Raw genomic sequence first — 24,149 nt, 5'->3', positions numbered from 1 at the left:
GGTATGGAGCTGTACACCTACTACCGTTCCACCTCGTCCTATCGGGTGCGCATTGCACTGGCGCTGAAGGGGCTGGGTTACCAGTCCTTGCCGGTCAACCTGCTCAAGGGCGAGCAGCGCGGTGCGGACTATGTCGCCGTGAACCCGCAGGGCCGTGTACCGGCCCTGCGCACCGACAGCGGTGCGCTGTTGGTGCAGTCACCGGCGATCATCGAGTACCTGGAAGAGGTTTATCCGCACCCTGCGCTGCTGCCGGACACGGCCGAGGCGCGAGCCAAGGTGCGCGGTGTGGCGGCGATCATCGGTTGCGATGTTCACCCGTTGCACAACGTCAGCGTGCTCAACCTGCTGCGCCAGGCAGGTCAGGACGAGCCTCAGGTCAACCAGTGGATCGCGCACTGGATCGGCCAGGGGCTGTCGGCGGTCGAGCAACTGATCGGCGACCACGGCTTCTGCTTTGGCGACACGCCGGGCTTGGCGGATGTGTACTTGCTGCCGCAGGTGTACGCTGCCGAGCGCTTCAACATCGACCTGGGCAGTTATCCGCGTATTCGTCGGGTCGCCGCCCTGGCAGCCCAGCACCCGGCGTTCATCCAGGCGCATCCTTCGCAGCAGCCGGATACCCCGGCTCAGTGAATCGAACGGTTCACCGTCGGGAGTTTGCCGATCCGCTCGGAAAGCTTCAGGCGCTGAACCGGGTCGTCTGTCAGTAGCAGGGCATGCTCCAGGTCGAAGCGCTCGGCCTGCGGGCAATCCAGAAACTGGTAGAGCGATGCGCGGGTGGTGTAGTCGCTGACTTGCACCGGGCCCAGCTGCATCACCCGTTCGGCGTCGATCAATGCCGCCAGGTGGTTGTCGTTGCTGATGTGCAATTGGCGCAGGTTGCGTGACAGGCGTTGCAGCATCTGCCGTGGGCTGGCCGTGCGCATGTGCTCCGCACTCAGCGGCACGTGTGGGCCGAACTGGCGGGCGAGCAGGTCGCGGCAATCACTGGGGTACAAGCGCCTGCCGCCGCAAGGGTCGAGCAGGTGGTCGGCGCCCGGCACGCGCAGCAGGAAGTGGCCGGGAAATGCAACGCCTTCCAGCGGGATCGACAGCCGCCCAGCCAGCTCCAAGGCCAGGATGGCCAAGGTCAATGGCTGGCCACGGCGGCGCTGCAGCACTTTGTCCATCATCGCCGCGTGCGGCCGTAACGGGTGATATTCGTCTTGTTGAAAGCCCAGTGCATTGAGTTGGCGCAGCAGCGGCTGGGCCAGTTCGCACAGGGGCAGCATCGGCAGGTTGGCGCTGATCTCGCGGTGCAGGTCGTGCAGCAGGGCAAGGCTGTTCGCGGGCTCGACACTTCGGTCGTGCTCGGCGGCCATCCACAATGCGGCTTCCAGCAGGGCGACGGGCTCGCGTTCCAGGCAGGCCAGGCAGGCTTGACGTGGCTTCATGGGGCTTCTCCACACACGTTTAACTATTAGCTGTGGCGCGCGGTTTCGTCCAGTGGTCTGACCGCGGCTTCCCGCACTTGGGCCTGCCTATACTGATAGGAGCACCTCGCTGGGGAGCCCGTCGATGTTCGCGCTAATGCAAAGCACCCGTACCCAATCGCTGCACCTGTTCATCGACCCGCCAACGGGGTTGAAGGCGGTGGTGGCGATCCACAGCGAGCAGCTGGGCCCCGCCATGGGCGGTTGTCGCTACCTGCCATACGCCGATGATGAGAGTGCCATGGTCGACGCGATCCGCTTGGCCCAGGGCATGAGCTACAAGGCCGCGCTGGCCGGTTTGGCCTTGGGCGGCGGCAAGGCTGTGATCATGCGCAACCCCCATGTGGAAAACCGCGCTGCGCTGTTCGAGGCGTTCGGCCGTTTCGTCGATACCTTGCAGGGGCGCTTCATCACGGCTGTGGACAGCGGTACCTCGACGGTGGATATGGACTGCATCGCGCAGAGCACGCCGCATGTGACCAGCACTACGGCCTCAGGGGACCCTTCGCCCCATGCCGCCATGGGCGTGTTCGCCGGCATCCGCGCGACGTCGTATGCAAGGCTGGGCAGTTACAACCTGGAAGGCTTGCGGGTGGCTGTGCAAGGGCTGGGCAATGTCGGCTATGCCTTGGCCGAGCAACTGCACGCGGCGGGTGCAGAGCTGTTGGTGAGCGACCTGGACCCCGGGCGGGTGAGGTTGGCGGTCGAGCAGTTCAATGCCCACCCGGTGACCAACGATGCCTTGATCAGCACCCCCTGCGACATCTTCGCCCCGTGTGGCGTAGGGCCTGTGCTGAACGGGCAAAGCGTGATGCAGTTGCGCTGTGCCGCGGTGGCGGGGGCGGCGAACAACCAGCTGACCACCCTGCAGGTTGCCGACCAGTTGGAATCGCGCGGGATACTGTATGCGCCCGACTATGTGATCAATGCCGGTGGGCTGATCTACGTAGCGTTGACCCATCGGGGCGCAGACCTGGGGACCATCACCGCGCACCTGGCGCGGATTCCTACGCGGCTGACCGAAGTGTTTGGCCATGCCCAGGCAGAGAAGCGCTCGCCAGCGCGGGTGGCGCAGATGCTGGCGGAGCGGTTGCTCTACGGCTAAGTCCGACGCTTTCCGAGTAGGAGCAGCCTTGTGCTGCGAAAGGGCCGGTATGGCTAGCATTAATTGTTCGACTTCAAGGGCGTCTTCGCAGCACAAGGCTGCTCCTACAGGCCTTGGCCTTCGAGCAACTCTGCCAACGCATCTGGCTGGCTCTTGAACGCCCGGGCGAACACGTCGCGGTTCTTGGCCATGTAGATACCGGCTTCCTCGACCTGTTGCTCGGTCAGCGATGGCACCGCCTTGTGCAGCACTTCTGCCAGGCGCTCGGCCAGTTCGAGCATCTTGTCGTGACGATCTGCTTCGGCCTTATCCATGAACAAGCGCTCCGGGTCGCGGCTGCTGCGGTACACCACTTCGACGGCCATTCATCACCTCTATGCCTTTTTGCTGGTTGGGTTGCGTTTTACTGTATCTTTATACAGTAATGGCATTGGGCATCGTTGCGCAACCAGAATCTTCCGGCAAAAGCGTAGCCCACAGGTGCCTTGCGGCAATCGGTCGCCTTCCAAGGCGAGGGCCTGGCCCTTTAACTGCATGGCACAAGCGTCACACAGGTGACGCATCATCCTTCATGGCGTATCGGGGAATGGGACAATCGTGAACATCAAATGGGCTGAAAAGCTGCGCAAGGGCCTGCACGGCTCGGCCGACTCGCTGGGCAACCTCTGCGTCGAGGCATTCCATTATCTGGCGCTGTTCGGCATTGGCGCCATCACCGCCTATGCGGCGGTGATGACTTTCCTGGACATGCTCGGCAAGGGCGGGGTCAGTGTCGATGACATCCTGCTGCTGTTCATCTACCTGGAGTTGGGGGCCATGGTTGGGATCTACTTCAAGACCAACCACATGCCCATCCGCTTTTTGCTGTACGTGGCGATCACCGCATTGACCCGCCTGCTGATCGGCGATGTCTCGCACCACAAGGCGCCGGACGAGGGGCTGTTGTACCTGTGCGGTGGCATCCTGTTGCTGGCGTTCTCGATCCTGGTGGTGCGCTACGCGTCGTACCGCTACCCCTCGACCAAGGTGCTGGATGCCAATGGCAAGGAAGTGGACGAGGGCAAGTAGCCCTCAGTTGGCCACGAAATGACGCGGTGCATGCTGCGCATCGCGGGTGAGTGCGGCGAGCACTTGCATCGGGTTCTGGCTCAGTTCGATGGCCAGGCCCAGGCGGATGCTGTCGATGACCCGCTGCAAGCGCACCGGGTCGTTGCGCTGAGCCTGGCTGATCAGGCGCTTGGCGACCACGCCAGCGTCGTCGGCGAGGGTCAGCATGATGCTGCCATCCAGGTCGACGATGCTCAGGTTGACCCGGTACTCGGGGGCGAAGGCGGCGCTGATCTGTGCGAAGGGGTTGTTCATGGTCATGCGTTCTGCAGCGATTGAGTGCAGGGGTTGACCGGCATGAACGCGCGTTGGTTCAGCGCCGTTGATCGACAGAAACGAAAACGCCCGGCACTAGGCCGGGCGTTTTGTTACCACCCTCAGGCGTCGGGGTCACTCAGCTCCAGCACGCCGCGCTTGCTACGCAACTTACCGTAGAAGTGTTCAAGCGCGTGGTTGAGCTTGGTGGCGGCGCCATCGACCGCCTGGTCCAGCGAGGTGGCGGTGTGGGTCACGGAAATCGGTTGGTGGCCTTTCGGGCGAGCCTCCATTTGGCAACGTTTGTCATGCGGTCCGGGTTTGGCGCCGTTCTCGTCGCGCAGGTGCACCTCGATGCGGGTGAGGTCGTCCTCGTAACGTTCGAGGGAGCTTTCCAGCGTACTGCGGACCCACTCGTCGAGCCGGGCGTTACCTTCGATATGGTTGCTGCTGTTGACCTGGATTTGCATGATTCAATCCTTATTCAGCTTGCTCGCATGGAGGCGTGCCTAGGCCCTTGAGACCCTTGGAATTTCTGCGCCTCTTGACTCTAAGGTCAGGCAACGGCGGAATGATTTCAAGCCCTTTTTGAAAATAAATTTCTTGTTGCAACTGCAAGGCGAGGGCCGCGCAGCGACCCCCGGGTTTCGTCAGAAGGCTACCGAGGTCTGCACGTACAGGGTCCGTGGTTCACCCACATACTTACCCTTGTTGTTGTCGTCGAACGAACGCGTGTAGTACTCGCGGTTGAACAGGTTCTTCACGCCTACCGCCACCTTCAGGTTCGACAGCTGCGGGCCAAAGTCATACCCGGCGCGGGTGCTGACCAGCATGTAGCCTGGGATACGCCCGGTACTGCCATCGGCACTTTCCTGGCCGGTGTTGGCGTTGTCGGCATACTGGCTGCTCTGGAAGCTGCTATCCAGGTCCAACTGCCACGGGCCTTCGGTGTAGCCGACGCCCAAGGTGCCCTTGTGCCGTGAAGAGAACGGCACCTGATTGCCCTTGTTCGGGCCGTCTTCGCGAATGGTGGCATCGACGAACGCGTAGCTGGCATGCACGTCGAAGCCGGCCAGTGCCGGGCTCAGGCCGTCGAGGGCATAGCGGATGCTGGTCTCGATGCCTTGGTGCCGGGTCTCACCGCGGGCAATTACCGAATCGTTGGTCTGGTTGCTTTCATACTGGTTGTCGAAGTTGATCAGAAACGCGCCGATCTCCGCTTGCACGTCGCCATTGTCGTAGCGGGTGCCGACTTCCCAGGTGCGTGCTTTTTCGGGTTTTACTTCACCGCTGCTGACGCGGTTGGGCATCTGGCTGTACTGCACGCTGCCGAACGAACCCTCGGTGTTGGCATACAGGTTCCAGCTGTCGGTGAGGTGGTACATCACGTTCAACGCCGGCAACGCGGTGTTGTAGCTGCCTTGGTAACGCTGGCCATTGAGCGTGTTGCTCTGTTCGGAGTCGATCATCTCGTAGCGTACGCCCGGGGTGATGGTCCAGCGGCCGATGTCGATACGGTCGTCCAGGTAGATGGCGTGGGCTTCGGTGCTGCCGCGGGTATCGCGGTCGTTGCGGCTGGCAGTGGTCGGCAGGTCGCCGTTGACCGGTTCGCGGAAGCGCAATTCGTGGCCGGCTTCGTTGACATAGCGGTAGCCGATGCCCAGTTCGTGCCAGCTTTCACCCAGCGCAACGCCTTGGGAGAACCGGGTTTCGATACCGCGCACCCAGTATTCGCGCGGCGACAGCGAAACGAAGCTGCCCTGGTCGAGGTAGCCACTGCGCAGGGTTTTGGTGAAGAAGCTGTTGACGCTGAACTGGCGGTCGTCTTGCTTGTAGTCGTAGCCGACGTTGACCAGCGTGCGACGGCCCCAGAACTTGTCCTTCAGGCGCGTCGACTGGTAAGGGTCGGCATTGAAATCGGCGGTGCTCAGGCCGCCGGGCATGTCGGCTTCGCCTTCGTAGTATTGGGCCATGGCGTGCAGGCTGTTGGCCTCATCCAGTTGCAGCTTGCCCTTGAGGATCAGGTCATCGATCTGCGTGTCGCTGTGCTCGCGCCAGTCGCCGCCACGGGTGCCAGAGTAGAGCAGGGCGCCGCCCAGGCCGTTGGCATTGGTGCCGCCGACCAGCAGATTAGCGCTGTTCTTGAAACCGTCGTGGCTCGAGGACGGGCTGATCTGGTTTTGCATGGCGGCCTTGAAGGTGGCCTCCTCAGGGATTGCACGGGTCACGAAGTTGACGATGCCGCCGACGTTCTGCGGGCCATAGCGCACCGCGCCGCCGCCGCGCACCACGTCCACGGCATCCATGTTGCCCATGCTGATCGGCGCCAGTGACAACTGAGGCTGCCCATACGGCGCGAACGGCACCGGGATGCCGTCCATCAGCACGGTGGAGCGCGACGCCAGGCGTGGGTTGAGGCCACGGATACCAAAGTTCAGCGCCAGGTCATGGCTGCCGGTGCCGTTGTTGTCTGGCGCATTCACCCCAGGGATGCGGTTGAGCACTTCGCGCGCGGTGGTGGCGCCGCTGCGTTCGAAGGCTTCACGGCGCACGACGTCGCGGGCGCCGGGGTGTTCGAAGACGTTGTCTTGCTGGGCTTCTGCCAACCAGTCGCCGACCACCGTTGAAGCCCCCAGTTCGACGGCGGCGCTGGTGTTGGCGGCACTCAGCGGCTGCAGGCTGAAGGCGTTGTCGGTTTCTTGCCGGGCTTGCAGGCCACTGCCGCGCAGCAGCGCGTCGAGGCCCTGGCGCACGTCGTACTGGCCGTCCAGGCCCGGGGTGTTCATGCCTTGGGTCAGTTGCGAGCCGAACGAGATCAATGCGCCGCTCTCGCGACCGAACTGGTTGAGGGCGTCTTCAAGGGAGCCGGCGGCGATGTGGTAAGTGCGCGCTTCGGCGTGGGCCGCGGGGCTGGCGAGGCCGAGGGTGGTGGCGAGCAGCAGAGCGTGGACGAGGGGGCTGGGGCGCAACGGCATGGGTGAGGTCCTGAGAGAAGGGGTTTGCCTTGTCTGTCACGCGAACGTTGGGAAATGGCTCAGGTGAATGCAAAAAATCTGCGGCTGCTGTGCAGCCTATGGCCGGCAAGCCCGCTCCCACGGCTGTAGTTATTGCGAGGGTGGCGTTGTAGGTGGGGGCCGGGGAACCTCACGTCAGGCTATCGACCGTCACCCAGTACCGGGTAAACCGTCGCACCCGCACCGGCAATGCCACCTCCAGCATCTGCAGAATTCGCTCACTGTCATCCAGCGGGTAAGACCCGGAAATCCGCAAGTCGGCAACCCGCTCGCTGCACCCCAGTTGCCCCTGCCGGTAGCGGCCGAGCTCGGCCAGGAAATCCCCCAGGCGCATCTGCGACGCTACCAGCATGCCGTCGACCCAGGCCCCGGCATTGCGGTCCAGCGCTGTGACCGCTCGCCAGCCGTTGCCCCCCAATCGGGCCTGTTGCCCTGCCAGCAAGGCCTCACCCGACACAGTGGCGACGCCACTGAACACCGACACCAGGCTGAACCCGTCGTACTGGCGCACGTTGAAACGGCCGCTGTCCAACTGCAGCGCAGCTTCGCCGGTGCGCAGCAGCAAGGGCCGGGCATCCTTGGCCACCTCCAGCGCCAGTTCGCCTTCGAGCAGGCGCACCACCCGCTGGTGCCCATCCAAGCGCACATCGGCGGCGCTACGGGTATTGAGTTGCAGCAGGCTGCCGTCTTCCAGGTTCAGCCGCCGACGCTGGCCGACCGGGCTGCGGTAGTCGGCCATCAGCCCTGGCAACGGGTTGTGCTGCTGCAGCCCCAACCCTGTGGCACTGGCCACGCCGAGCAGCAGCAAGGCCTTGAGCGCACGCCGTCGAGCGGCCGATGGCGGCGCTTGCAGCGTCGCATGCACCACGGGCGAAGCCACCCCGCGTAGCCGCTGATTGACCTGCTGAATATGCGCCCAGGCGCGCTGGTGTTCGTGGTCGGCTTGTAGCCAGTGCTCCAGCGCCAATTGCTGGGCCCGGTCAAAATCATCACCCTGGGACTCAATCAACCAATGCACGGCCTGCTCGGCTACCTGCGGAGAAAACTGGGTATTCACAGGGCGAAGTAACAGCGCATGGCCGCCTTGTTCAGGTAGCGTTTGACCGTGGCCAGTGACACGTTCAGCTCACGCGCGATTTCGCCCTGGCCCAGGCCGTCGACCTGCGCCAGCAGGAAGGCACGCTTGACCAGCGCTGGCAGGCCATCCAGCAGGCGGTCTAGCTCCAGCAGCGTCTCGAAGATGATCGCTTTCTGTTCTTCGCTCGGTGCCACGTCTTCCGGCACCTGGGCCAAGGCCTGGAGGTAGGCGCGCTCCAGTTCCTGGCGCCGGAAGTGATTGCACAGCACCCGCTTGGCGACCGTGGCCAGGAACGCCCGGGGTTCGATCAATTGCGGTGTCTCGCGTGCTTGAAGCAGGCGTACGTAAGTGTCCTGCGCCAGGTCGGCGGCACTCTGCGGGCAGCCAAGGCGGCGGCGCAACCAGCCGGTCAGCCAGTTGTGATGGGCGTGATAGAGGCCTTCGACCGTGGAGGAAAGGGCGCTGGACACCGTGGATACTCCGGCGCCAAGACGCGCGATTGGAAGTAATAATTGTTCGCATTGTAGTGGGCGACCCTGTGCTCGGCAATCCTCCAGGGGCGGATCGCCGGCCCGTCAGCGATGCGCGGCTAAGCAGCGGCAATATTTTGCTTATGCGAATTGAAATCATTATTATTGCAGCCCCGAAAATGCCCGGACCTCCGCCATGAAGCGCAACGCCGCCGGTATCCCGCTCAATTACCGCCTGGCCGTGGCCTCACGCTGCCTGGCTGCAACGCTGGGCGGTTATCTGCTGGCATCCATGGCCAGTGTCAGCATCGCCCTGCTGGCGCCCTTGCCACGGGTGGATGCGACCCTCACGGGCTTGCTGTTGTCGTTCGTCTTCTACGTGCTGGCGTTCATCTGGTGCTTCGCTTGCCGTAGCGCCTGGCGTGCCTGGTGTGGCGTGCTGTTGCCAAGCGTGCTGCTGGGCGTGGTCAGCGGTTTTGCCTACTGGATGAAAAACCCATGAAAGAAGGCTTTCGCCAGGCCATGGCCTGGTTGCACACCTGGACCGGCCTGATCTTCGGCTGGTTGCTGTTCGCCATCTTCCTCACTGGCACGCTTTCGTACTTCAAGGACGAGATCAACCACTGGACCCAGCCCGAGGTGCGCAGCCATGCGCTCGACCCGGTAAACAGCCTGGGCTTGGCCCAGCGCTACCTGGAGGCCAACGCCGCGCACGCCAGCAGCTGGATGATCCGCTTGCCCAACGAGCGCGAGGCGGCATTGAACGTGGGCTGGCGCGACCCTGAAGCGGGGCGCCGCGGTTTTGTCAGCAAAAGCCTCGATGCGCAGACTGGCCAGCCGGTCGAAGCGCGCGACAGCCGTGGTGGCGAGTTCTTCTACCGCTTCCACTTCCAGCTGGAGATGCCGCACCCGTTCGGCCGTTGGCTGTCGACGTTCTGTGCCTTCATCATGCTGCTGGGCCTGGTCACCGGGATCATCACCCACAAGAAGATCTTCAAAGAATTCTTCACTTTCCGCCCTGGCAAAGGCCAGCGCTCGTGGCTGGACGGGCACAACGCAATTGGCGTGCTGGTGCTGCCGTTCCACCTGATGATCAGCTACAGCAGCCTGGTGCTGTTCATGTACATGGTGATGCCTGCCGGCATTCTGGCCAGTTATGGCGGCAATACCGGCGAGTACTTCAACGAGCTGTTCGGCCGCGACGATGCGCCCAAGGCTGCCAACGTCGCGACGCCCCTGGTGCCGTTGCCGACGCTGTACGCCAAAGTGGAAGAACTGGCGCCGGGTGCACGCATCGGTTTCATCCAGCTGCAAAACCCAGGTGACCGCAATGCACGGGTCACCTTCACCCAGTCCTCGGCCGACAACGTCGCCTACCGGCGCAGCACCAACTGGACCTTCGACGGCGCCAGCGGCGCGCTGCTGACCCAAGGTGCACCGGAGAGCGGGGCGATGATGACGGCCTTCAGTTTTGCCGGCCTGCACATGGGCAATTTCGCCGGGCCCTGGCTGCGCTGGTTGTACTTTGTCTTCGGCGTGGCCGGCACTGCGGTGATCGGCACAGGGTTGGTGATGTGGCTGGGCAAGCGTCAGCTCAAGCATGCCAAGAGCGCGCACATGCCGGGCGAATTGCGCCTGGTCGAGGTGCTCAACATTGCCAGCATGAGTGGCCTGCTGCTGGCGGTGGCAGGCTTCTTCTGGGCCAATCGGCTGATCCCTGTGGCGGCCCCAGGCCGCGCCGATTGGGAGGTGAACACGTTCTTCCTGGTCTGGGCACTGTCGCTGGTGCATGCCGTGCTGCGTTCTGGGCGCCGCGCCTGGGGCGAGCAACTGGCGCTGGGCGCGCTGGCCTTCGCCTTGCTGCCGCTGCTCAACGGCCTGACCACAGGCCAGGGCCTCGATCAGTCATTGCGGTCTGGCGACTGGGCCATGGCCGGGTTCGACCTCACGGCGCTGGCCACCGGCGTGTTCCTGGCCTGGACGGCCAGCAAGATGCTGCGCCCGGCAAAGCCTGTTACCAAGCGCGCCTCACGCGCGGCCAAAAAACCGACGGTCGAGGGCGGCGAGGTGAGCGGATGCTAGGTAGTGCGCTGATTGGCTTCGCGGGCTTCGTCGCCCTGTGCCTGGCCATGGTAAAACACTTCAATGAGCTGCTTGGGCGCAAACCACAGGCGCAACAGCTGCGTGTGCTGCGCGTCGGTGGCTGGCTGCTGCTGGTGCTGTCGCTGGTACTCAGCGTGCACATGCGGGGGTGGGCGCATGGCTTGGTGGAATGGATAGCGGTGTTGATGGCGGGGGTGACCTTGTGGGTGTTCGCCCTGCCGTACCAGCCCCGCCTGTTGCTGGGCCTGGCCGCCGCCAGCGTGGTGCTCGGCCCGCTGTTGGCCGTGCTTGCTGTGTGACGCCTTGAGCGAGCCGGGTGATGTGAGCCAGCCAGACGCTGACAACACTGGCGGGCGTGCGCGCTTCGTGCAGGTGTTTCTGGCGCAGCGTGCGCGCATGGAGGCATTGGTCAGCCGCCGGGTCGGTTGCCGGGCCACGGCATCGGACCTGGTCCAGGAGTTGTTCCTGCGCTTCTGGCGCCGCCCCGAGGTCAAGGTGGAAGCGCTGGACACCTACCTTTTGCGCTGCGCCGGCAACCTTGCCATCGACCACCTGCGCAGCGAAGGCAGCCGCGAGCGTGTGGCCGAAGCCACGCAAGCTGTGGATGAGCAGGCCAGTGCTGCAGAACCTGAGCAAGCCCTGGAGGTCGCTCACGACCTGCAACGCATCGAGGCTGCGTTGCGTGCCTTGCCCGATCGCACGCGGCAGATCTTCCTGCTCAATCGTATCCACGGCTGCAAGTACAGCGAGATCGCCACGGCCATGCAACTGTCCCAGAGCGCCGTTGAAAAGCATATGATGCGCGCCCTCGAAGCGTGCAAGGCGAGTGTCGCCGAGCCCGTTTCCACCCTACGCAGGCCAGGGAGCGCCCGTCGATGAGCCGTCCGAATCCGATCACTGTCGCGCAGTCACAGGCCGCGCTGCAGTGGCTGAGCCGCATCAACGAACAGCCTGGGCAAGCCCAGAGTGCGGCGTTCAAGCGTTGGTTGCTGGCCGACCCGGGGCATCGAGAGGCGTACGCACAGGCTCAGGCGCTGTGGCAGATGAGCGCGGCGCCAGCGGCGCGGCTGGCCGATGAAGAGTGCGAGGGCCTGCAACGGTACCTGGATGCCATGGCCAAGGCGCCTGACCGAGGCCGTTGGCGCCAACGCGTCGCCGCCCTGGCGGTTGCAGCCTGCCTGGTGCTGGCGGTCGGCACCGTGGGTGGGTGGCACCCTGGCTACTGGCTGCAGGACCTGCAGGCCGACTACAGCAGCGCCGGGCACGTCCGCCAGGTGACCCTGGCCGATCAATCGCAGGTGACACTAGATGCGGGTAGCGCGATCACGGTCGACTTCGCCCAGGGCGAGCGCCGTGTGCGGCTGCTGCGCGGGGCGGCGTTCTTCCAGGTCACCCACACCGGTGAGCCGTTTCTGGTCGCTGCCGCCGGCGGAGAGGTGCGGGTGCTGGGCACCCAGTTCGAGGTGCGTGAGCAGGGGGATGGCGCGCAGGTGACGGTGCGCAGTGGGCGGGTCGCGGTGACGCCGGGGCAAGGCGCGGTCGCCCGTGAACTGACGGCCAATCAGCAGCTGGCTTACGTTGATGGCCATGCGGGCAGCACCGTGAGCGTGGACAGCGAGAGCCGCCTGGCCTGGCGCCAGGGCTGGCTGAATTACTACCAGGTGCCGCTGGCGCAGGTGGTCGAGGACCTCGGGCGTTACTACCCGGGGCGCATCCTGCTGCTCGAGGGTGAGTTGGGGCAGCGCAAGGTCAGTGGCAGTTTCCCGGTGCAAGCGCCTTTGGCAGCGCTCGACTCACTGGGCAACGTGATGGGCTTTTCGCGCCAGACCGTCTTGGGGCGGTTGACGATTATCCGCTAGGCACCTGTACCAGAACCTGTGGGGTTGCCCGCGAAGAGGCCGGCCCAGGAAAAAAATTCAAATAACGGATGAGGTAACAGGACGTGGCATCCGTGTAATGAGTGGAAGTGCGATTCATTCGCAATCAACACCCACTTACAGGTCAGCGTCCATGAAGTTCACCCCGCGTTGCGTCCCCCTCTGGCTCGGCCTTTCGGTGTTCCCTGTCATCGCCATCGCACCGCTGGCCGGGGCGGCCGAGCAGGTACAGGCGTACACGTTTGCCCAGCCAAGCCAACCCTTGGCCCAGGCGCTCAATGCCTTCAGCCGAGCCACCGGCCAGAGCGTGGTGTACACCCTCGAGCTTCCTGGCCTGCAGGCACCTGCCCTCAACGGCACCTTCGGTGCAGAACAGGCGCTGCAGCAATTGCTGGGCACTTCCGGCCTGACCTGGCGCCGCGTCGATGCTCGCACCTTCACCCTCGAAGCCGTGAGTAGCGACGGGGCACTCAACCTGCAGGCTACCACCGTGACCTCGCAGATGGACGCCTACAGCTATCAGCCCCCGGCCACGGCCTCGATCATGCGTGGCCAGGGCCCGATCCAGGACATTCCCCAGGCCATCAACGTGGTCCCGGCCCAGGTCATTCGCGACCAGGCCCCGCGCAACCTCGATGATGCCTTGACCAACGTCAGCGGCATCACCCAAGGCAACAACTTTGGCGGCACTTCCGACACCGTGATGAAGCGCGGCTTTGGCGACAACCGCGACGGCTCGATCATGCGTGACGGCATGCCCATCGTGCAGGGCCGCAGCCTCAATGCCAGCACCGAGCGGGTCGAAGTGCTCAAGGGCCCGGCCTCGCTGCTGTATGGCATCCAGGACCCAGGCGGGGTCATCAACGTAGTCAGCAAGCGCCCGCAACTGCAGCAGTACAACGCCCTGACGGTGCGTGGCTCGACCTACGGCAGCGGCAAAAATGGCAGCGGTGGTGGTTTCGACAGCACCGGCGCACTCGGCGACAGCAACTTCGCCTACCGCCTGATCGTCGATCACGAAGATGAGGACTACTGGCGTAACTTCGGTGTGCACCGCGAATCGCTGGTGGCGCCGTCGCTGGCCTGGCTGGGCGAGGACACCCAGGTGGTGGTGGCGTACGAGCACCGCGAGTTTCTTTACCCGTTCGACCGCGGCACGGCCTTTGGCAGCAACGGCCACCCTTTGGACATTCCGGCCACGCGTCGCCTGGATGAGCCGTTCAACGACATGGAAGGGCGCTCTGACCTGTATCGCCTGGAGGTCGACCACCAATTGGCCGACGATTGGAAGCTGCACTTCGGGTACAGCTTCAACCGCGAGACCTACGACGCCAGCCAGGTCCGCGTGACGGGCGTCAACGAAGCCACGGGCACGCTGACGCGCAGTATCGACGGCACGCACAACGCCATGAGCCGCGACCAGTTCGCCACCCTGAGCCTTGTGGGCAACGTCGAGTTGGGCGGCCTGCAGCATGACCTGTTGTTCGGCCTCGATCACGAAGACCGCAAGGTGTTTCGTGGCGACCTGATCCGCCAGACTGCGCAGTCTTCCTTCAGCTATGAAAACCCGGTCTACGGCCAGGAAGTGGAGGGCAGCAGCGTGCGCGCCAGCGACAGCGACCAGACCGACAAACTGCGCACCGACGCGCTGTTCGTGCAGGACGCCCTGCACCTGGACGAGCACTGGATTCTGGTGGCCGGTGCGCGCTTCCAGCAGTTCGACCAATACGCCGGCCGCGGTCGCCCGTTCAAAGCCAATACCGACACCAGCGGCCAGGCCTGGGTGCCGCATGCCGGCATCGTCTACAAGGTCGATGATCAGCTGTCGTTCTATGGCAGCTACAGCGAGTCGTTCAAGCCCAACTCCAGCATTGCGCCGTTGACCGGCGGTGTGGTGCTGGATGCGTCGGTAGCGCCCGAGGAGGGCAAGTCGTGGGAGCTGGGGGCCAAGCTCGACATGCCAGGCAGCTTGACCGGCACCTTGGCGCTGTTCGACATCACCAAGCGCAATGTGCTGGTCGCCAACTTCGACACGGGTACCGGCGAGACGGTCTACAGCAATGCTGGCGAGGTCAATTCACGGGGTGTGGAGCTTGACCTGACTGGCCAGCTCAGCGAACGCTGGAGCCTGATCGGCAGTTATGCCTTTACCGATGCCAAGGTCACCAAAGACCCGGAGCTTGAAGGCAACCGCCTGCAGAACGTGGCCAAGCACAGTGGCTCACTCTCGGCAGTGTATGACTTTGGCCGTGTGTTCGGTGGCGACCGACTGCGCTTTGGTGCTGGGGCTCGTTATGTGGGCGAGCGTTCGGGCAACTCGACCAACACCTTCGACTTGCCCAGCTATACCGTTGCCGATGCGTTTGCCACGTACGAGACCCAGCTCGACGAACACAACATGCGCCTGCAGTTGAACGTGAAGAACCTGTTCGACAAGGTTTACTACAGCTCGGCGGTGAACCAGTACTTTGTCGCAGTTGGCGATGCGCGGCAGGTGAGCCTGTCCAGCACCTTCGAGTTCTAAGGGCTGCAGGCTGTGCGATAGTCGCCAGGCGTCGCTCCGAGCGCCTGGCGGAAGCGGTTGCTGAAATGGCTGGCACTGGAAAACCCGCACAGCAACGCCACCTCTCCCAGCGCAAGGTGGCCCAAGCGTAACAACTGGCAAGCACGGTGCAGCCGCCTTGCCAGCAGGTACTGGTGTGGCGGCAAGCCGAAACTGGTGCGGAACATGCGCGCGAAGTGGTACTCGGAAAGGTTGCAGCGCAGGGCCAGTTCACCGAGGGTGATGGGCTGGTCCAGGTGCGCCTCGATGTACTCCACCAACTGCCGACGCAGGTTCGGCGCCAAGCCGCCTTTTAGCCGCAGACCCTGACGTAGCCCAACCTGGCTGAGCACTGCGTGGTCGACGATCTCATGCGCCAGGCTGCTGGCCAGCAGGCGCTCGCCGGGCTCGTCCCAGGCCAGGCTGATCAACTGGCGAAAGCGCGCCGACTGTTGCGGGTCATCGAGGAACGTCGCCTCCTGCAGCTGCAACTCCCGCGGCTCACGGTCCAGCAGGCGCACGCAACCCAGGGCGAACTGCGCCTCGCTGACGTACAGGTGCGCCAGGCGGATCGCGCCGTTGACCACCCAGTTCGACTCATGGCCGGCCGGCATGATGCACAGCTTGTTTGGTGCCCCCTTGTCGGCCGGGCGCTGGCGACGGAAGGTGCCGGTGCCATCGGCGATGTAGCACGACAGCGTGTGATGGCTGGGCGCCTGGTAATCGCGGGCATCGTCGCGGTTGCGCCACAGCGCCGCAGCCAAGCCGTCGCCCAGGTGTGCGCTCAGCTCCAGGCGGGCGTGGGGCGAGGCGTGCATGGCGTTGAAGACTTGCAGCTGGGAGAGTGGGGTCATGGGCGATTCCTCTGGGGCCATCGTACTGCGCTTGCGGTGCGCTGACAGCTACCTGGGTTGGAAAAGCGCAAGTTTGTGCAAGCGCAGGGCAGTGGCCTGGGGGAACACTGGGGGCCCTGGCGAGGGCTGCGCCCTCGTTCGCAGGCAAGCCTGCTCCTACAGGTACGGCGCCGTCCTCCTGTAGGAGCTGGCTTGCCTGCGATGGGCCGCAAGGCGGCCCCAGGTTGTATGGTCGAACGCCTGAGGAGGCCCCACCTGTGAACCTGTCCCTGTACCTGCTTACCGTCCTGATCTGGGGCACCACCTGGATCGCTCTGAAACTGCAACTGGGTGTGGTCGCCATCCCGGTGTCCATCGTCTACCGTTTCGCTTTGGCCGGGTTGATCCTGTTCGCCATCCTGTTGCTCACCCGCCGCCTGCAACCGATGAACCGCCGCGGCCACCTGATCTGCCTGGCCCAAGGCCTGTGCCTGTTCTGCGTCAACTTCATGTGCTTCCTCACCGCCAGCCAGTGGATCGCCAGCGGCCTGATCGCCGTGGTGTTCTCCACCGCGACCCTGTGGAACGCACTCAACGCCCGGGTGTTCTTTGGCCAGAAGATAGCTGCCAACGTGCTGGGTGGCGGTGCACTGGGGCTGCTGGGCTTGGGCCTGCTGTTCTGGCCCGAACTGTCCCACCATGCCGCCAGCCGCGAAACCCTGTACGGCCTCGGCCTGGCTTTGCTCGGCACGCTGTGCTTCTCGGCCGGCAACATGCTGTCGAGCATGCAGCAGAAAGCAGGGCTCAAGCCCATGACCACCAATGCCTGGGGCATGGTCTATGGCGCGGCGATGCTGACGGTTTATTGCCTGTTCAGCGGCATTCCCTTCGCCATGGAATGGAACACCAGGTACATCGGCTCGCTGATGTACCTGGTCATCCCGGGCTCGGTGATTGGCTTCACTGCCTACCTGACCCTGGTCGGGCGCATGGGGCCCGAGCGCGCGGCGTATTGCACGGTGCTGTTCCCGTTGGTGGCGTTGAATGTGTCGGCGTTTGCCGAGGGGTACCAATGGACGGCCCCAGCGTTGCTGGGGCTCGTCGCGGTCATGGCGGGTAATGTGCTGGTGTTTCGCAAGCCTAGGGTCAAGCCGGTAATGGTGTTGGCACGCTAAGGCGAACGGTCAGCCCTTCCACACCTGCGGGTTCACCAAATCCTGCGGCCGCTCGCCCAGCAGTGCCGCACGCAGGTTGTCCATCGCCCGGTTGGCCATGGCCTCGCGGGTTTCTGCGGTAGCCGAGCCGATGTGCGGCAGGGTCAGGGCGTTGGGCAGTTTGAACAGTGGAGAATCGCTCAGCGGTTCCTTCTCGTACACATCCAGGCCGGCACCGCGAATAGTGCCGGCCTGCAAGGCTTCGATCAGCGCCGCTTCATCGACCACCGGGCCGCGGGCGATGTTGATCAGGAAGGCGCTTGGCTTCATCAGCTTCAGCTCCCGTGCACCGATCAGCTTGCGGGTGGCGTCCGACAACGGCACCACGATGCAGACGAAATCGGCTTCGGCCAGCAGTTGCTCCAGGCTGCGGAACTGCGCCCCCAGCTCTTGCTCCAGTGCGGCCTTGCGGCTGTTGCCGGTATAGATGACCGGCATGTTGAACCCGAACCGGCCGCGGCGGGCAACGGCGGCGCCGATGTTGCCCATGCCGACGATGCCCAAGGTCTTGCCGTGCACATCGCTGCCGAAGTGCGCCGGGCCGACGGTGGCTTGCCACTGGCCGGCCTTGGTCCAGGCATCCAGCTCGGCCGTGCGCCGGGCGCAGCCCATGATCAGCGAGAAGCCCAGGTCTGCGGTGCTTTCGGTGAGTACGTCGGGGGTGTTGGTCAGGGCGATGCCGCGTTCATTGAAGTAGTCGACGTCATAGTTGTCGTAACCGACCGAGACGCTGGACACCACTTCAAGCTTGGCCGCGCCTTCGAGTTGCGCACGGCCAAGCTTGCGGCCGACGCCGATCAGCCCGTGGGCCTCGGGCAGGGCTTCGTTGAACTGGGCATTGATATCGCCGAGCTTGGGGTTCGGCAGGATCACGTTGAAGTCTTGTTGCAGGCGCTCGGCCATGGCCGGGGTGATGCGGCTGAAGGCCAGGACGGTCTTTTTCATCGGCAACTCTCTGCAAGGCTAGGGTGGACTGCCAGGCAGTTGACCGCGTTGCGGTCATTCGCAGCACAAGGCTGCTCCTACAAAGGTCGGTGTAGGAGCAGCCTTGTGCTGCGAATGGAGGGCATCGCCCTCCCATGGTCCTGGCGCTGGAAGCAATGGTTAGCAACCTACCATTGCTCCTCCCCTCAATGCAGCATGTTTCTCAGTTGGCGATCTGCACCTGATGGGTTTTCAGGTCTGCCTCATGCGCTGCGAGAATTTCCGGCAGCGAGTTGCGCAGGTACTCGACCCAGGTCTTGATCTTGGCATCCAGGTACTGGCGCGACGGGTAGATGGCGTACAGGTTGAGCTCTTGCAGCCGGTACTCGGGCAGCACCCGCACCAGGCTGCCGTCACGCAGCCCGTCGATGGCCGAATAGATCGGCAAGACGCCCACGCCCATGCCACTGCGGATCGCGGTTTTCATGGCGTCGGCGGTGTTCACCTGGAACGGCGAGCTAGTGATGTTGACCATTTCCTGGCCTTCCGGGCCGTCGAACAGCCACTTCTCCAGCGGGATCACCGGGCTGACCATGCGCAGGCAGGCGTGCTTGAGCAGGTCGGCAGGCTTGTGTGCGATGCCGTTGCGCACGATGTAGTCGGGCGAGGCGCAGACGATGCTGTAAGTGATCCCCAAGCGCTGCGACACGAAGCCCGAGTCCGGCAGCTCGGTGGCCAGCACGATGGACACGTCGTAGCCTTCGTCGAGCAGGTCCGGCACGCGGTTGGCCATGGTCAGGTCGAAAGTCACGTCCGGGTGCGATTCGCGGTAGCGGGCAATGGCATCGACCACGAAGTGTTGGCCCACCCCGGTCATGGAGTGAACCTTCAATTGCCCGGCCGGGCGGGCATGGGCGTCGCTGGCCTCGGCCTCGGCTTCTTCAACGTAGGTAAGAATCTGTTCGCAGCGCATCAGGTAGCGCTTGCCGGCCTCGGTCAGCGCGATGCGGCGGGTAGTACGGTTGAGCAGCCGAGTTTGCAGATGGGCTTCCAGGTTGGAGACCGCCCGCGACACGTTCGCGGTGGTCGTATCCAGTTGCGCCGCGGCAGCCGTGAAGCTGCCAAGCTGGGCTACGCAACTGAAAGCACGCATATTTTGCAGGGTGTCCATGGGTCACTCTCAAGGTAGAGGACAAAATTGTGTCACGAAGTAACGACGAAGTTATTAAAAGATGCCTTCGACCAAAGGCTGATTATCGCGCGTTTGGTAACAAAGATTCGCAGGAATATGCGCTTATCGCCAGTCCTGCCGCCCCCTAGAATTGCCCGGCCCCTCCACCTCTTCCTCGGGAAATCGCAGCTGTGCCGCGTCGCATCATCAGAACGCTTCAAGTGTTCAGTGCCTGTGCCCTTACCCTCACCTTGAGCGGCTGTATCGGAACCTGGGGCATTGCCCCGCAAAGCAAGACATTACACGCCAATACCCTGACCACCGACGCGGCCATACGCGAAGCAGCCACCGACGCGCACTGGCCCGACCAGCAGTGGTGGCAGGCCTATCGCGACCCCCAGCTGAGCCGCTGGATCGCACTGGCAGTCGAGGGCAGCCCGAACCTGGCCATGGCCCTGGCGCGGGTGCGCGAGGCCAAGGCCATGGCCGGTGTGGTCGAGTCGGCAGAAAAGCTGCAAGCCAACGGCCAGGCCACACTCAAGCGCCACAATTGGCCCGAGGATCAGTTCTACGGGCCTGGTGCGCTGTCGGGCGCCAATACCTGGGACAACAACGCCGCCATCGGCTTCAGCTATGCCCTCGACCTCTGGGGCCGCGAGCGCAATGCCAGCGAGCAGGCCGTGGACCAGGCGCACATGAGTGTGGCCGAGGCTCGCCAGGCGCAGCTCGAACTGCAGAACAACGTGGTGCGTGCCTATATCCAGCTAAGCCTGCACTTCGCCCAGCGCGATATCGTCAAGGCTGAACTGGCGCAGCAGGCGCAGATCCTGGCCCTGGCCAAGCGTCGGCTGGACGCAGGCATCGGCACCCATTTCGAAGTCAGCCAGGCCGAAGCGCCGCTGCCCGAAACCCATCGCCAGCTCGACAGCCTCGATGAAGAAATCGCCCTGACCCGCAACCAGCTTGCTGCGTTGGCCGGCAAGGGGCCAGGGGAGGGCGCGCAGATCCAGCGCCCGACCCTGACCCTCGGCGCCCCGCTCACGCTGCCATCGGCTTTGCCCGCCGAGCTGGTCGGCCAGCGCCCAGACGTGGTCGCCAGCCGTTGGCAGGTGGCTGCGCAAGCCCGTGGCATCGACGTCGCGCATGCCGGCTTCTTCCCCAATGTGGACCTGGTCGGCAGCCTCGGTTTCATGGCCACCGGCGGCGGCCCGCTGGAGTTTCTCACCGGGCGCAAGTTCAACTACAACGTCGGCCCGGCGATCAGCCTGCCAGTCTTCGACGGCGGCCGCCTGCGCTCGCAACTGGGCGTCGCTTCAGCGGGCTATGACATGGCCGTCGCGCGCTACAACCAGACCGTGGTCGGTGCATTGAAGAACATCTCCGACCAGTTGATCCGCCGCGAGTCGATGAAAGAGCAATCGCACTTTGCCGCCGAATCGGTCGCCGCCGCGCAGAAGACCTACGACATCGCCATGGTCGCCTTCCAGCGTGGCCTGACCGACTACCTCAACGTGCTCAACGCGCAGACCTTGCTGTTCCGTCAGCAGCAGGTACAGCAGCAGGTGCAGGCCGCCCGCCTGATCGCCCATGCCGAGCTGGTCACCGCCCTCGGGGGTGGCCTGCAAGCGGGCAAGGACGTGCCGGAGCAAGAGCGCCAGGCCGCACCGAAAACCCCGGCCACCCTGGCCATTTTCGACAAGCAGCCGGATAACGCCAAATGAGCACCTCAAGCCTGCCCGTGCGCTGGCTGCAGGGCCTGGAGTGGCGCCGGGGCTTCTTTGCCTGGGCGCGCACCGATGGCGTGACCTGGGTCTACATCTTCAAGGTGCTGGCCGCCGCCTTCATCACCCTGTGGCTGGCCATGCGCCTGGAACTGCCGCAGCCGCGTACGGCGATGATCACCGTGTTCATCGTCATGCAGCCGCAAAGCGGCCACGTGTTCGCCAAGAGTTTCTACCGGGTGCTCGGCACCCTGGCAGGCTCGGCGATGATGGTCGCGCTGATCGCCATTTTCCCGCAGAACACCGAGCTGTTCCTGCCCAGCCTGGCCCTGTGGGTCGGCCTGTGTTCGGCAGGTGCGATGCGCTACCGCACCTTCCGCGCCTATGGCTTCGTGCTGGCCGGCTACACCGCGGCGATGATCGGCTTGCCGGTACTGGAGCACCCCGACCAAGCCTTTATGGCGGCCGTGTGGCGGGTGCTGGAAATCGCCCTGGGGATTCTCGTTTCAACGTTCGTCAGCGCCGCGATCCTGCCGCAGTCGGCCAGCGCCGCCATGCGTAACGCCCTCTACCAGCGCTTCGGTGTATTCGCTGGCGTCGTAGTCGAAGCCCTGCGCGGTGACAGCCAGCGCGACCGCTTTGAAAGCAGCAACGTGCGCTTCATCGCCGAGGCTGTTGGCCTGGAAAGCCTGCGTAACGTCACCGCCTTCGAAGACCCGCACATGCGCAGGCGCAGTGGCCGGTTGGTGCGCATGAACAGCGAGTTCATGGCCATCACCACGCGCTTCAATGCCCTGCACCGGTTGCTTGAACGCCTGCGCGCCCGTGGCCCGCTGCAGATCGTCAGCGCCATCGAGCCGGGCCTGGACACCTTGGTCGAACTGCTTCAGCCCTACGTGGGCCGCGCCTTGACCGACTCCGACGCGCTGCGCCTGACGCTTGAGCTGGCCGCCTACAAGGAGGGCCTGCAAGCCCAGGTGCGTGGCTTGCGCGCCGAGTACCAGCAAACCAACCCCAGCGAGTCCGACCTGCTCGACTTCCACACCGCCTTCGAGCTGCTGTATCGCTTTGTCGACGAGATGTTCAGCTACGCCGAGACCCATGCCTCGCTGGCCGTGCACAAGCACGAGCGCGAGCAGTGGGACGAGCCCTATGTGGCGCAGACCAGCTGGCTGGTGTCGTTGGCTGCTGGCGTGCGCGCCTCGGCGGTGCTGTTGCTGCTGGGCAGTTACTGGTTGCTCAGCGACTGGCCCAGCGGCGCCATGATGACGCTGATCGCCACGGTCACCGTAGGCCTGTCGGCGGCCTCGCCCAACCCCAAGCGCATGTCGTTCCAGATGGCCTGCGGCACGGCGATCGGGGCCTTCGTCGGGTTCTTCGAAACCTTCTTCGTGTTCCCCTGGATCGACGGATTCCCGCTGCTGTGCATGGTCCTGGCACCGGTCTTCGTGCTGGGGGCATTCCTGTCTTCGCGGCCCGCGTATGCCGGTTACGGCATCGGTTTGCTGGTGTTTTTCGCCATCGGTTCGGTGCCCAACAACCTGACCGTCTACGACCCTTACACCTTCATCAACGACTACATCGGCATGGTCATCGGCATGTTCGTCTGCGCGGCGGCCGGGGCGATCATCCTGCCGCCCAACAGCCGCTGGCTGTGGAGCCGGCTGGAGCAGGAACTGCGTGAACAGGTGCTGTTCGCCATCAGTGGTCGCTTGCGCGGCCTGGGTTCAGCCTTCGAGAGCCGCACCCGCGACCTGCTGCACCAAGCCTATGGCCTGGCTGCCGGCAAACCGAAGGTGCAGAGCGAGCTGATGGGCTGGATGTTCACCGTGCTGGAAATCGGCCACGCCATCATCGAGCTGCGCAAGGAACAGGCCCGCGCCCCGATCCACCCGGCCTACGCCGAGTCGCAACCATGGCGCCAGGCCATCCGTGTCATGGGCCGCGCCCTGGCGCGTTTGTTCCTGCAGCCCAGCGCCAGCAACCACGAGCGCGCACTGGTGGCGGTGGACCATGCCATCAGCCGCGTGCAGGCCACCGACGAACCCTTCGCCCGGCACTTCGACACCTCGGTGCTGCGCCGCGCGCAAAGCTACTTGCACTTCATCCGTTCTTCCCTGCTGGACCCACAGTCGCCGCTGGCACCGGCGAAAGGACTGCACCATGCCCCGTGAAATCATGCCCCGTGAAATCGCCTTCCATGGCGTGTACATGCCCACCATGACCTTGATGTTCCTGTTCGCCCTGGGCCTGGCCTGGGGCCTGGACCGCTTCATCGCCAGCCATGACGGCTACCGCTTTTTCTGGCACCCGGCGCTGCTGCGCCTGAGCCTGTTCGTCTGCCTTTTCGGCGCCCTCGCGCTGTCTGTCTACTGGTGAGAAACCTTCGATGAAAAAGTTCTTCAGCCTGATCGCCACCCTGCTGGTGCTGGTGGCCGCCGTGGCGATCGGCCGCCAGTTGTGGCTGCACTACATGACCACGCCCTGGACCCGCGACGGGCGCGTGCGTGCCGACATCATCAACGTCGCTGCAGACGTGCCCGGCTACGTGGTGGGCGTGCCGGTCAAGGACAACCAGCGGGTGAAAAAGGGCGACCTGTTGATCCAGATCGACCCTGAGCACTACCAGATGGCTGTCGATCAGGCCAAGGCGCTGGTTGCCTCGCGCAAGGCCACCTGGGAGATGCGCAAGGTCAACGCCAAGCGCCGCGCCGACATGGACAACCTGGTGATCTCCAAGGAAAACCGCGACGACGCCAGCAACATCGCCAACTCGGCCCAGGCGGATTATCAACAGGCCCTGGCCGAACTGGCGGCCGCCGAGCTGAACCTCAAGCGCACGCATATCGTGGCCACGGTGGACGGTTACGTGACCAACCTGAACATCCACAAGGGCGACTATGCGCGCACCGGTGAAGCGGTGATGGCGGTGGTCGACGAGAACTCGTTCTGGGTTTACGGCTTCTTCGAAGAGACCAAGTTGCCGCACGTGAAAGTGGGTGACCAGGCCGAGTTGCAGATGATGAGCGGCGAGCGCATCAAAGGCCACGTAGAGAGCATTGCCCGCGGTATTTATGACCGCGACAACCCACAGAGCCGCGAGCTGATTGCTGACGTGAACCCGACCTTCAACTGGGTGCGGTTGGCGCAGCGCGTGCCGGTGCGGATCCACATCGATGAAGTGCCGGAAGGGTTTTTGCTGGCGGCGGGGACGACGTGTACGGTGGTGGTGAAGCCGAGTGAGGGGTGATTATTGCGGT

24 protein-coding genes are annotated in these 24,149 nt (G+C 64.1%); 14 read left to right on the top strand and 10 right to left on the bottom strand.

The window, feature by feature from the left end; translation table 11 throughout:
• Window positions 1–3: 3 nt before the first annotated feature.
• Window positions 4–636, top strand: a complete 633-nt coding sequence (gene maiA, locus LOY53_RS22545; RefSeq protein WP_252825818.1) for a maleylacetoacetate isomerase — start codon at window positions 4–6, stop codon at window positions 634–636.
• On the opposite strand, the gene LOY53_RS22540 is transcribed toward maiA, so the two are convergent.
• Window positions 630–1,436 (bottom strand): SirB1 family protein, encoded by an 807-nt coding sequence (locus LOY53_RS22540; protein ID WP_252825816.1) that lies wholly within the window; start codon window positions 1,434–1,436, stop codon window positions 630–632. The two genes, maiA and LOY53_RS22540, sit on opposite strands and share 7 nt — an antisense overlap.
• A gap of 124 nt (window positions 1,437–1,560) precedes the next feature.
• On the opposite strand from LOY53_RS22540, the gene LOY53_RS22535 reads away from it, so the two are divergent.
• A complete protein-coding gene (locus LOY53_RS22535) occupies window positions 1,561–2,580 on the top strand; it encodes a Glu/Leu/Phe/Val dehydrogenase dimerization domain-containing protein (RefSeq protein ID WP_252825815.1) in 1,020 nt (339 codons plus the stop codon).
• Window positions 2,581–2,684: 104 nt separating this feature from the next.
• Here LOY53_RS22535 and LOY53_RS22530 read toward each other — a convergent pair whose 3' ends face one another.
• Window positions 2,685–2,945, bottom strand: a complete 261-nt coding sequence (locus LOY53_RS22530) for a YebG family protein (RefSeq protein WP_252825813.1) — start codon at window positions 2,943–2,945, stop codon at window positions 2,685–2,687.
• 232 nt (window positions 2,946–3,177) lie between these two features.
• Between LOY53_RS22530 and LOY53_RS22525 the strand changes: the two genes are divergently transcribed.
• Window positions 3,178–3,648, top strand: coding sequence for a phosphate-starvation-inducible protein PsiE (locus LOY53_RS22525; protein ID WP_027595267.1), 471 nt, complete (start codon window positions 3,178–3,180; stop codon window positions 3,646–3,648).
• A gap of 3 nt (window positions 3,649–3,651) precedes the next feature.
• On the opposite strand, the gene LOY53_RS22520 is transcribed toward LOY53_RS22525, so the two are convergent.
• The 5 genes from LOY53_RS22520 to LOY53_RS22500 form a co-directional block, all read right to left on the bottom strand.
• Window positions 3,652–3,942 carry a DUF3509 domain-containing protein gene (locus LOY53_RS22520; protein ID WP_027595268.1) on the bottom strand — a complete coding sequence of 97 codons (291 nt, stop codon included), beginning with the start codon at window positions 3,940–3,942 and terminating at the stop codon, window positions 3,652–3,654.
• 122 nt (window positions 3,943–4,064) lie between these two features.
• Window positions 4,065–4,412, bottom strand: coding sequence for an HPF/RaiA family ribosome-associated protein (locus tag LOY53_RS22515; RefSeq protein ID WP_027595269.1), 348 nt, complete (start codon window positions 4,410–4,412; stop codon window positions 4,065–4,067).
• A 180-nt stretch (window positions 4,413–4,592) separates the two neighbouring features.
• Window positions 4,593–6,917 (bottom strand): TonB-dependent Fe(3+) dicitrate receptor FecA, encoded by a 2,325-nt coding sequence (fecA, locus tag LOY53_RS22510; protein ID WP_258703303.1) that lies wholly within the window; start codon window positions 6,915–6,917, stop codon window positions 4,593–4,595.
• Window positions 6,918–7,086: 169 nt separating this feature from the next.
• Window positions 7,087–8,013: a FecR domain-containing protein gene (locus LOY53_RS22505; protein ID WP_252825810.1), complete on the bottom strand. Its 927-nt coding sequence runs from the start codon at window positions 8,011–8,013 to the stop codon at window positions 7,087–7,089.
• Window positions 8,010–8,504, bottom strand: coding sequence for a sigma-70 family RNA polymerase sigma factor (locus LOY53_RS22500; RefSeq protein ID WP_085273953.1), 495 nt, complete (start codon window positions 8,502–8,504; stop codon window positions 8,010–8,012). The genes LOY53_RS22505 and LOY53_RS22500 overlap by 4 nt, the downstream gene beginning before the upstream one ends.
• Before the next feature lie 196 nt (window positions 8,505–8,700).
• Here LOY53_RS22500 and LOY53_RS22495 point away from each other — a divergent pair, with 196 nt between their 5' ends.
• The 6 genes from LOY53_RS22495 (at window position 8,701) to LOY53_RS22470 (ending at window position 15,008) form a co-directional block, all read left to right on the top strand.
• Complete coding sequence (locus tag LOY53_RS22495) at window positions 8,701–9,006, top strand: DUF3649 domain-containing protein (RefSeq protein WP_252825808.1); 306 nt, start codon at window positions 8,701–8,703, stop codon at window positions 9,004–9,006.
• Window positions 9,003–10,586 carry a PepSY domain-containing protein gene (locus tag LOY53_RS22490; protein ID WP_252825807.1) on the top strand — a complete coding sequence of 528 codons (1,584 nt, stop codon included), beginning with the start codon at window positions 9,003–9,005 and terminating at the stop codon, window positions 10,584–10,586. The genes LOY53_RS22495 and LOY53_RS22490 overlap by 4 nt, the downstream gene beginning before the upstream one ends.
• Window positions 10,580–10,906, top strand: coding sequence for a DUF3325 domain-containing protein (locus tag LOY53_RS22485; RefSeq protein ID WP_258703302.1), 327 nt, complete (start codon window positions 10,580–10,582; stop codon window positions 10,904–10,906). Before LOY53_RS22490 ends, LOY53_RS22485 begins: the two co-directional genes overlap by 7 nt.
• Window positions 10,907–10,910: 4 nt before the next feature.
• The gene (locus LOY53_RS22480) at window positions 10,911–11,486 is read left to right on the top strand and encodes an RNA polymerase sigma factor (RefSeq protein WP_252825805.1); all 576 of its coding nucleotides are present in this window, start codon (window positions 10,911–10,913) and stop codon (window positions 11,484–11,486) included.
• Window positions 11,483–12,466: a FecR domain-containing protein gene (locus tag LOY53_RS22475; protein WP_258703301.1), complete on the top strand. Its 984-nt coding sequence runs from the start codon at window positions 11,483–11,485 to the stop codon at window positions 12,464–12,466. Before LOY53_RS22480 ends, LOY53_RS22475 begins: the two co-directional genes overlap by 4 nt.
• Window positions 12,467–12,617: 151 nt before the next feature.
• The gene (locus tag LOY53_RS22470) at window positions 12,618–15,008 is read left to right on the top strand and encodes a TonB-dependent receptor (protein ID WP_258703300.1); all 2,391 of its coding nucleotides are present in this window, start codon (window positions 12,618–12,620) and stop codon (window positions 15,006–15,008) included.
• Here the strand turns inward: LOY53_RS22470 and LOY53_RS22465 are convergent.
• On the bottom strand, window positions 15,005–15,880 hold the full coding sequence (locus LOY53_RS22465) for an AraC family transcriptional regulator (protein WP_258703299.1): 876 nt from the start codon (window positions 15,878–15,880) through the stop codon (window positions 15,005–15,007). The genes LOY53_RS22470 and LOY53_RS22465 overlap by 4 nt on opposite strands.
• Before the next feature lie 257 nt (window positions 15,881–16,137).
• Here LOY53_RS22465 and LOY53_RS22460 point away from each other — a divergent pair, with 257 nt between their 5' ends.
• The gene (locus tag LOY53_RS22460; RefSeq protein ID WP_252825798.1) at window positions 16,138–17,034 is read left to right on the top strand and encodes a DMT family transporter; all 897 of its coding nucleotides are present in this window, start codon (window positions 16,138–16,140) and stop codon (window positions 17,032–17,034) included.
• A gap of 9 nt (window positions 17,035–17,043) precedes the next feature.
• Here the strand turns inward: LOY53_RS22460 and LOY53_RS22455 are convergent, their stop codons facing one another.
• Together LOY53_RS22455 and LOY53_RS22450 are read right to left on the bottom strand one after the other, a co-directional pair.
• A complete protein-coding gene (locus LOY53_RS22455) occupies window positions 17,044–18,018 on the bottom strand; it encodes a D-glycerate dehydrogenase (RefSeq protein WP_099455277.1) in 975 nt (324 codons plus the stop codon).
• Between the two features lie 202 nt (window positions 18,019–18,220).
• On the bottom strand, window positions 18,221–19,168 hold the full coding sequence (locus LOY53_RS22450; protein ID WP_027595283.1) for a LysR family transcriptional regulator: 948 nt from the start codon (window positions 19,166–19,168) through the stop codon (window positions 18,221–18,223).
• A gap of 191 nt (window positions 19,169–19,359) precedes the next feature.
• Here LOY53_RS22450 and LOY53_RS22445 point away from each other — a divergent pair, with 191 nt between their 5' ends.
• From LOY53_RS22445 to LOY53_RS22430, 4 genes are read left to right on the top strand one after another with little or no spacing between them, the layout of a single operon-like run.
• On the top strand, window positions 19,360–20,889 hold the full coding sequence (locus LOY53_RS22445) for an efflux transporter outer membrane subunit (RefSeq protein ID WP_258703298.1): 1,530 nt from the start codon (window positions 19,360–19,362) through the stop codon (window positions 20,887–20,889).
• Window positions 20,886–23,063 carry an FUSC family protein gene (locus LOY53_RS22440; RefSeq protein ID WP_258703297.1) on the top strand — a complete coding sequence of 726 codons (2,178 nt, stop codon included), beginning with the start codon at window positions 20,886–20,888 and terminating at the stop codon, window positions 23,061–23,063. Before LOY53_RS22445 ends, LOY53_RS22440 begins: the two co-directional genes overlap by 4 nt.
• Window positions 23,064–23,067: 4 nt before the next feature.
• On the top strand, window positions 23,068–23,268 hold the full coding sequence (locus LOY53_RS22435; protein ID WP_027595286.1) for a DUF1656 domain-containing protein: 201 nt from the start codon (window positions 23,068–23,070) through the stop codon (window positions 23,266–23,268).
• A gap of 10 nt (window positions 23,269–23,278) precedes the next feature.
• A complete protein-coding gene (locus LOY53_RS22430; protein ID WP_099455274.1) occupies window positions 23,279–24,139 on the top strand; it encodes an HlyD family secretion protein in 861 nt (286 codons plus the stop codon).
• Window positions 24,140–24,149: the final 10 nt, after the last annotated feature.

Origin of the sequence: Pseudomonas sp. B21-031 (genome assembly GCF_024748985.1) — a bacterium.
Classification (GTDB): domain Bacteria; phylum Pseudomonadota; class Gammaproteobacteria; order Pseudomonadales; family Pseudomonadaceae; genus Aquipseudomonas; species Aquipseudomonas kermanshahensis.
Note: the sequence above shows the minus strand (reverse complement) of the source record. Positions and strands in the feature narration are given on the sequence as shown.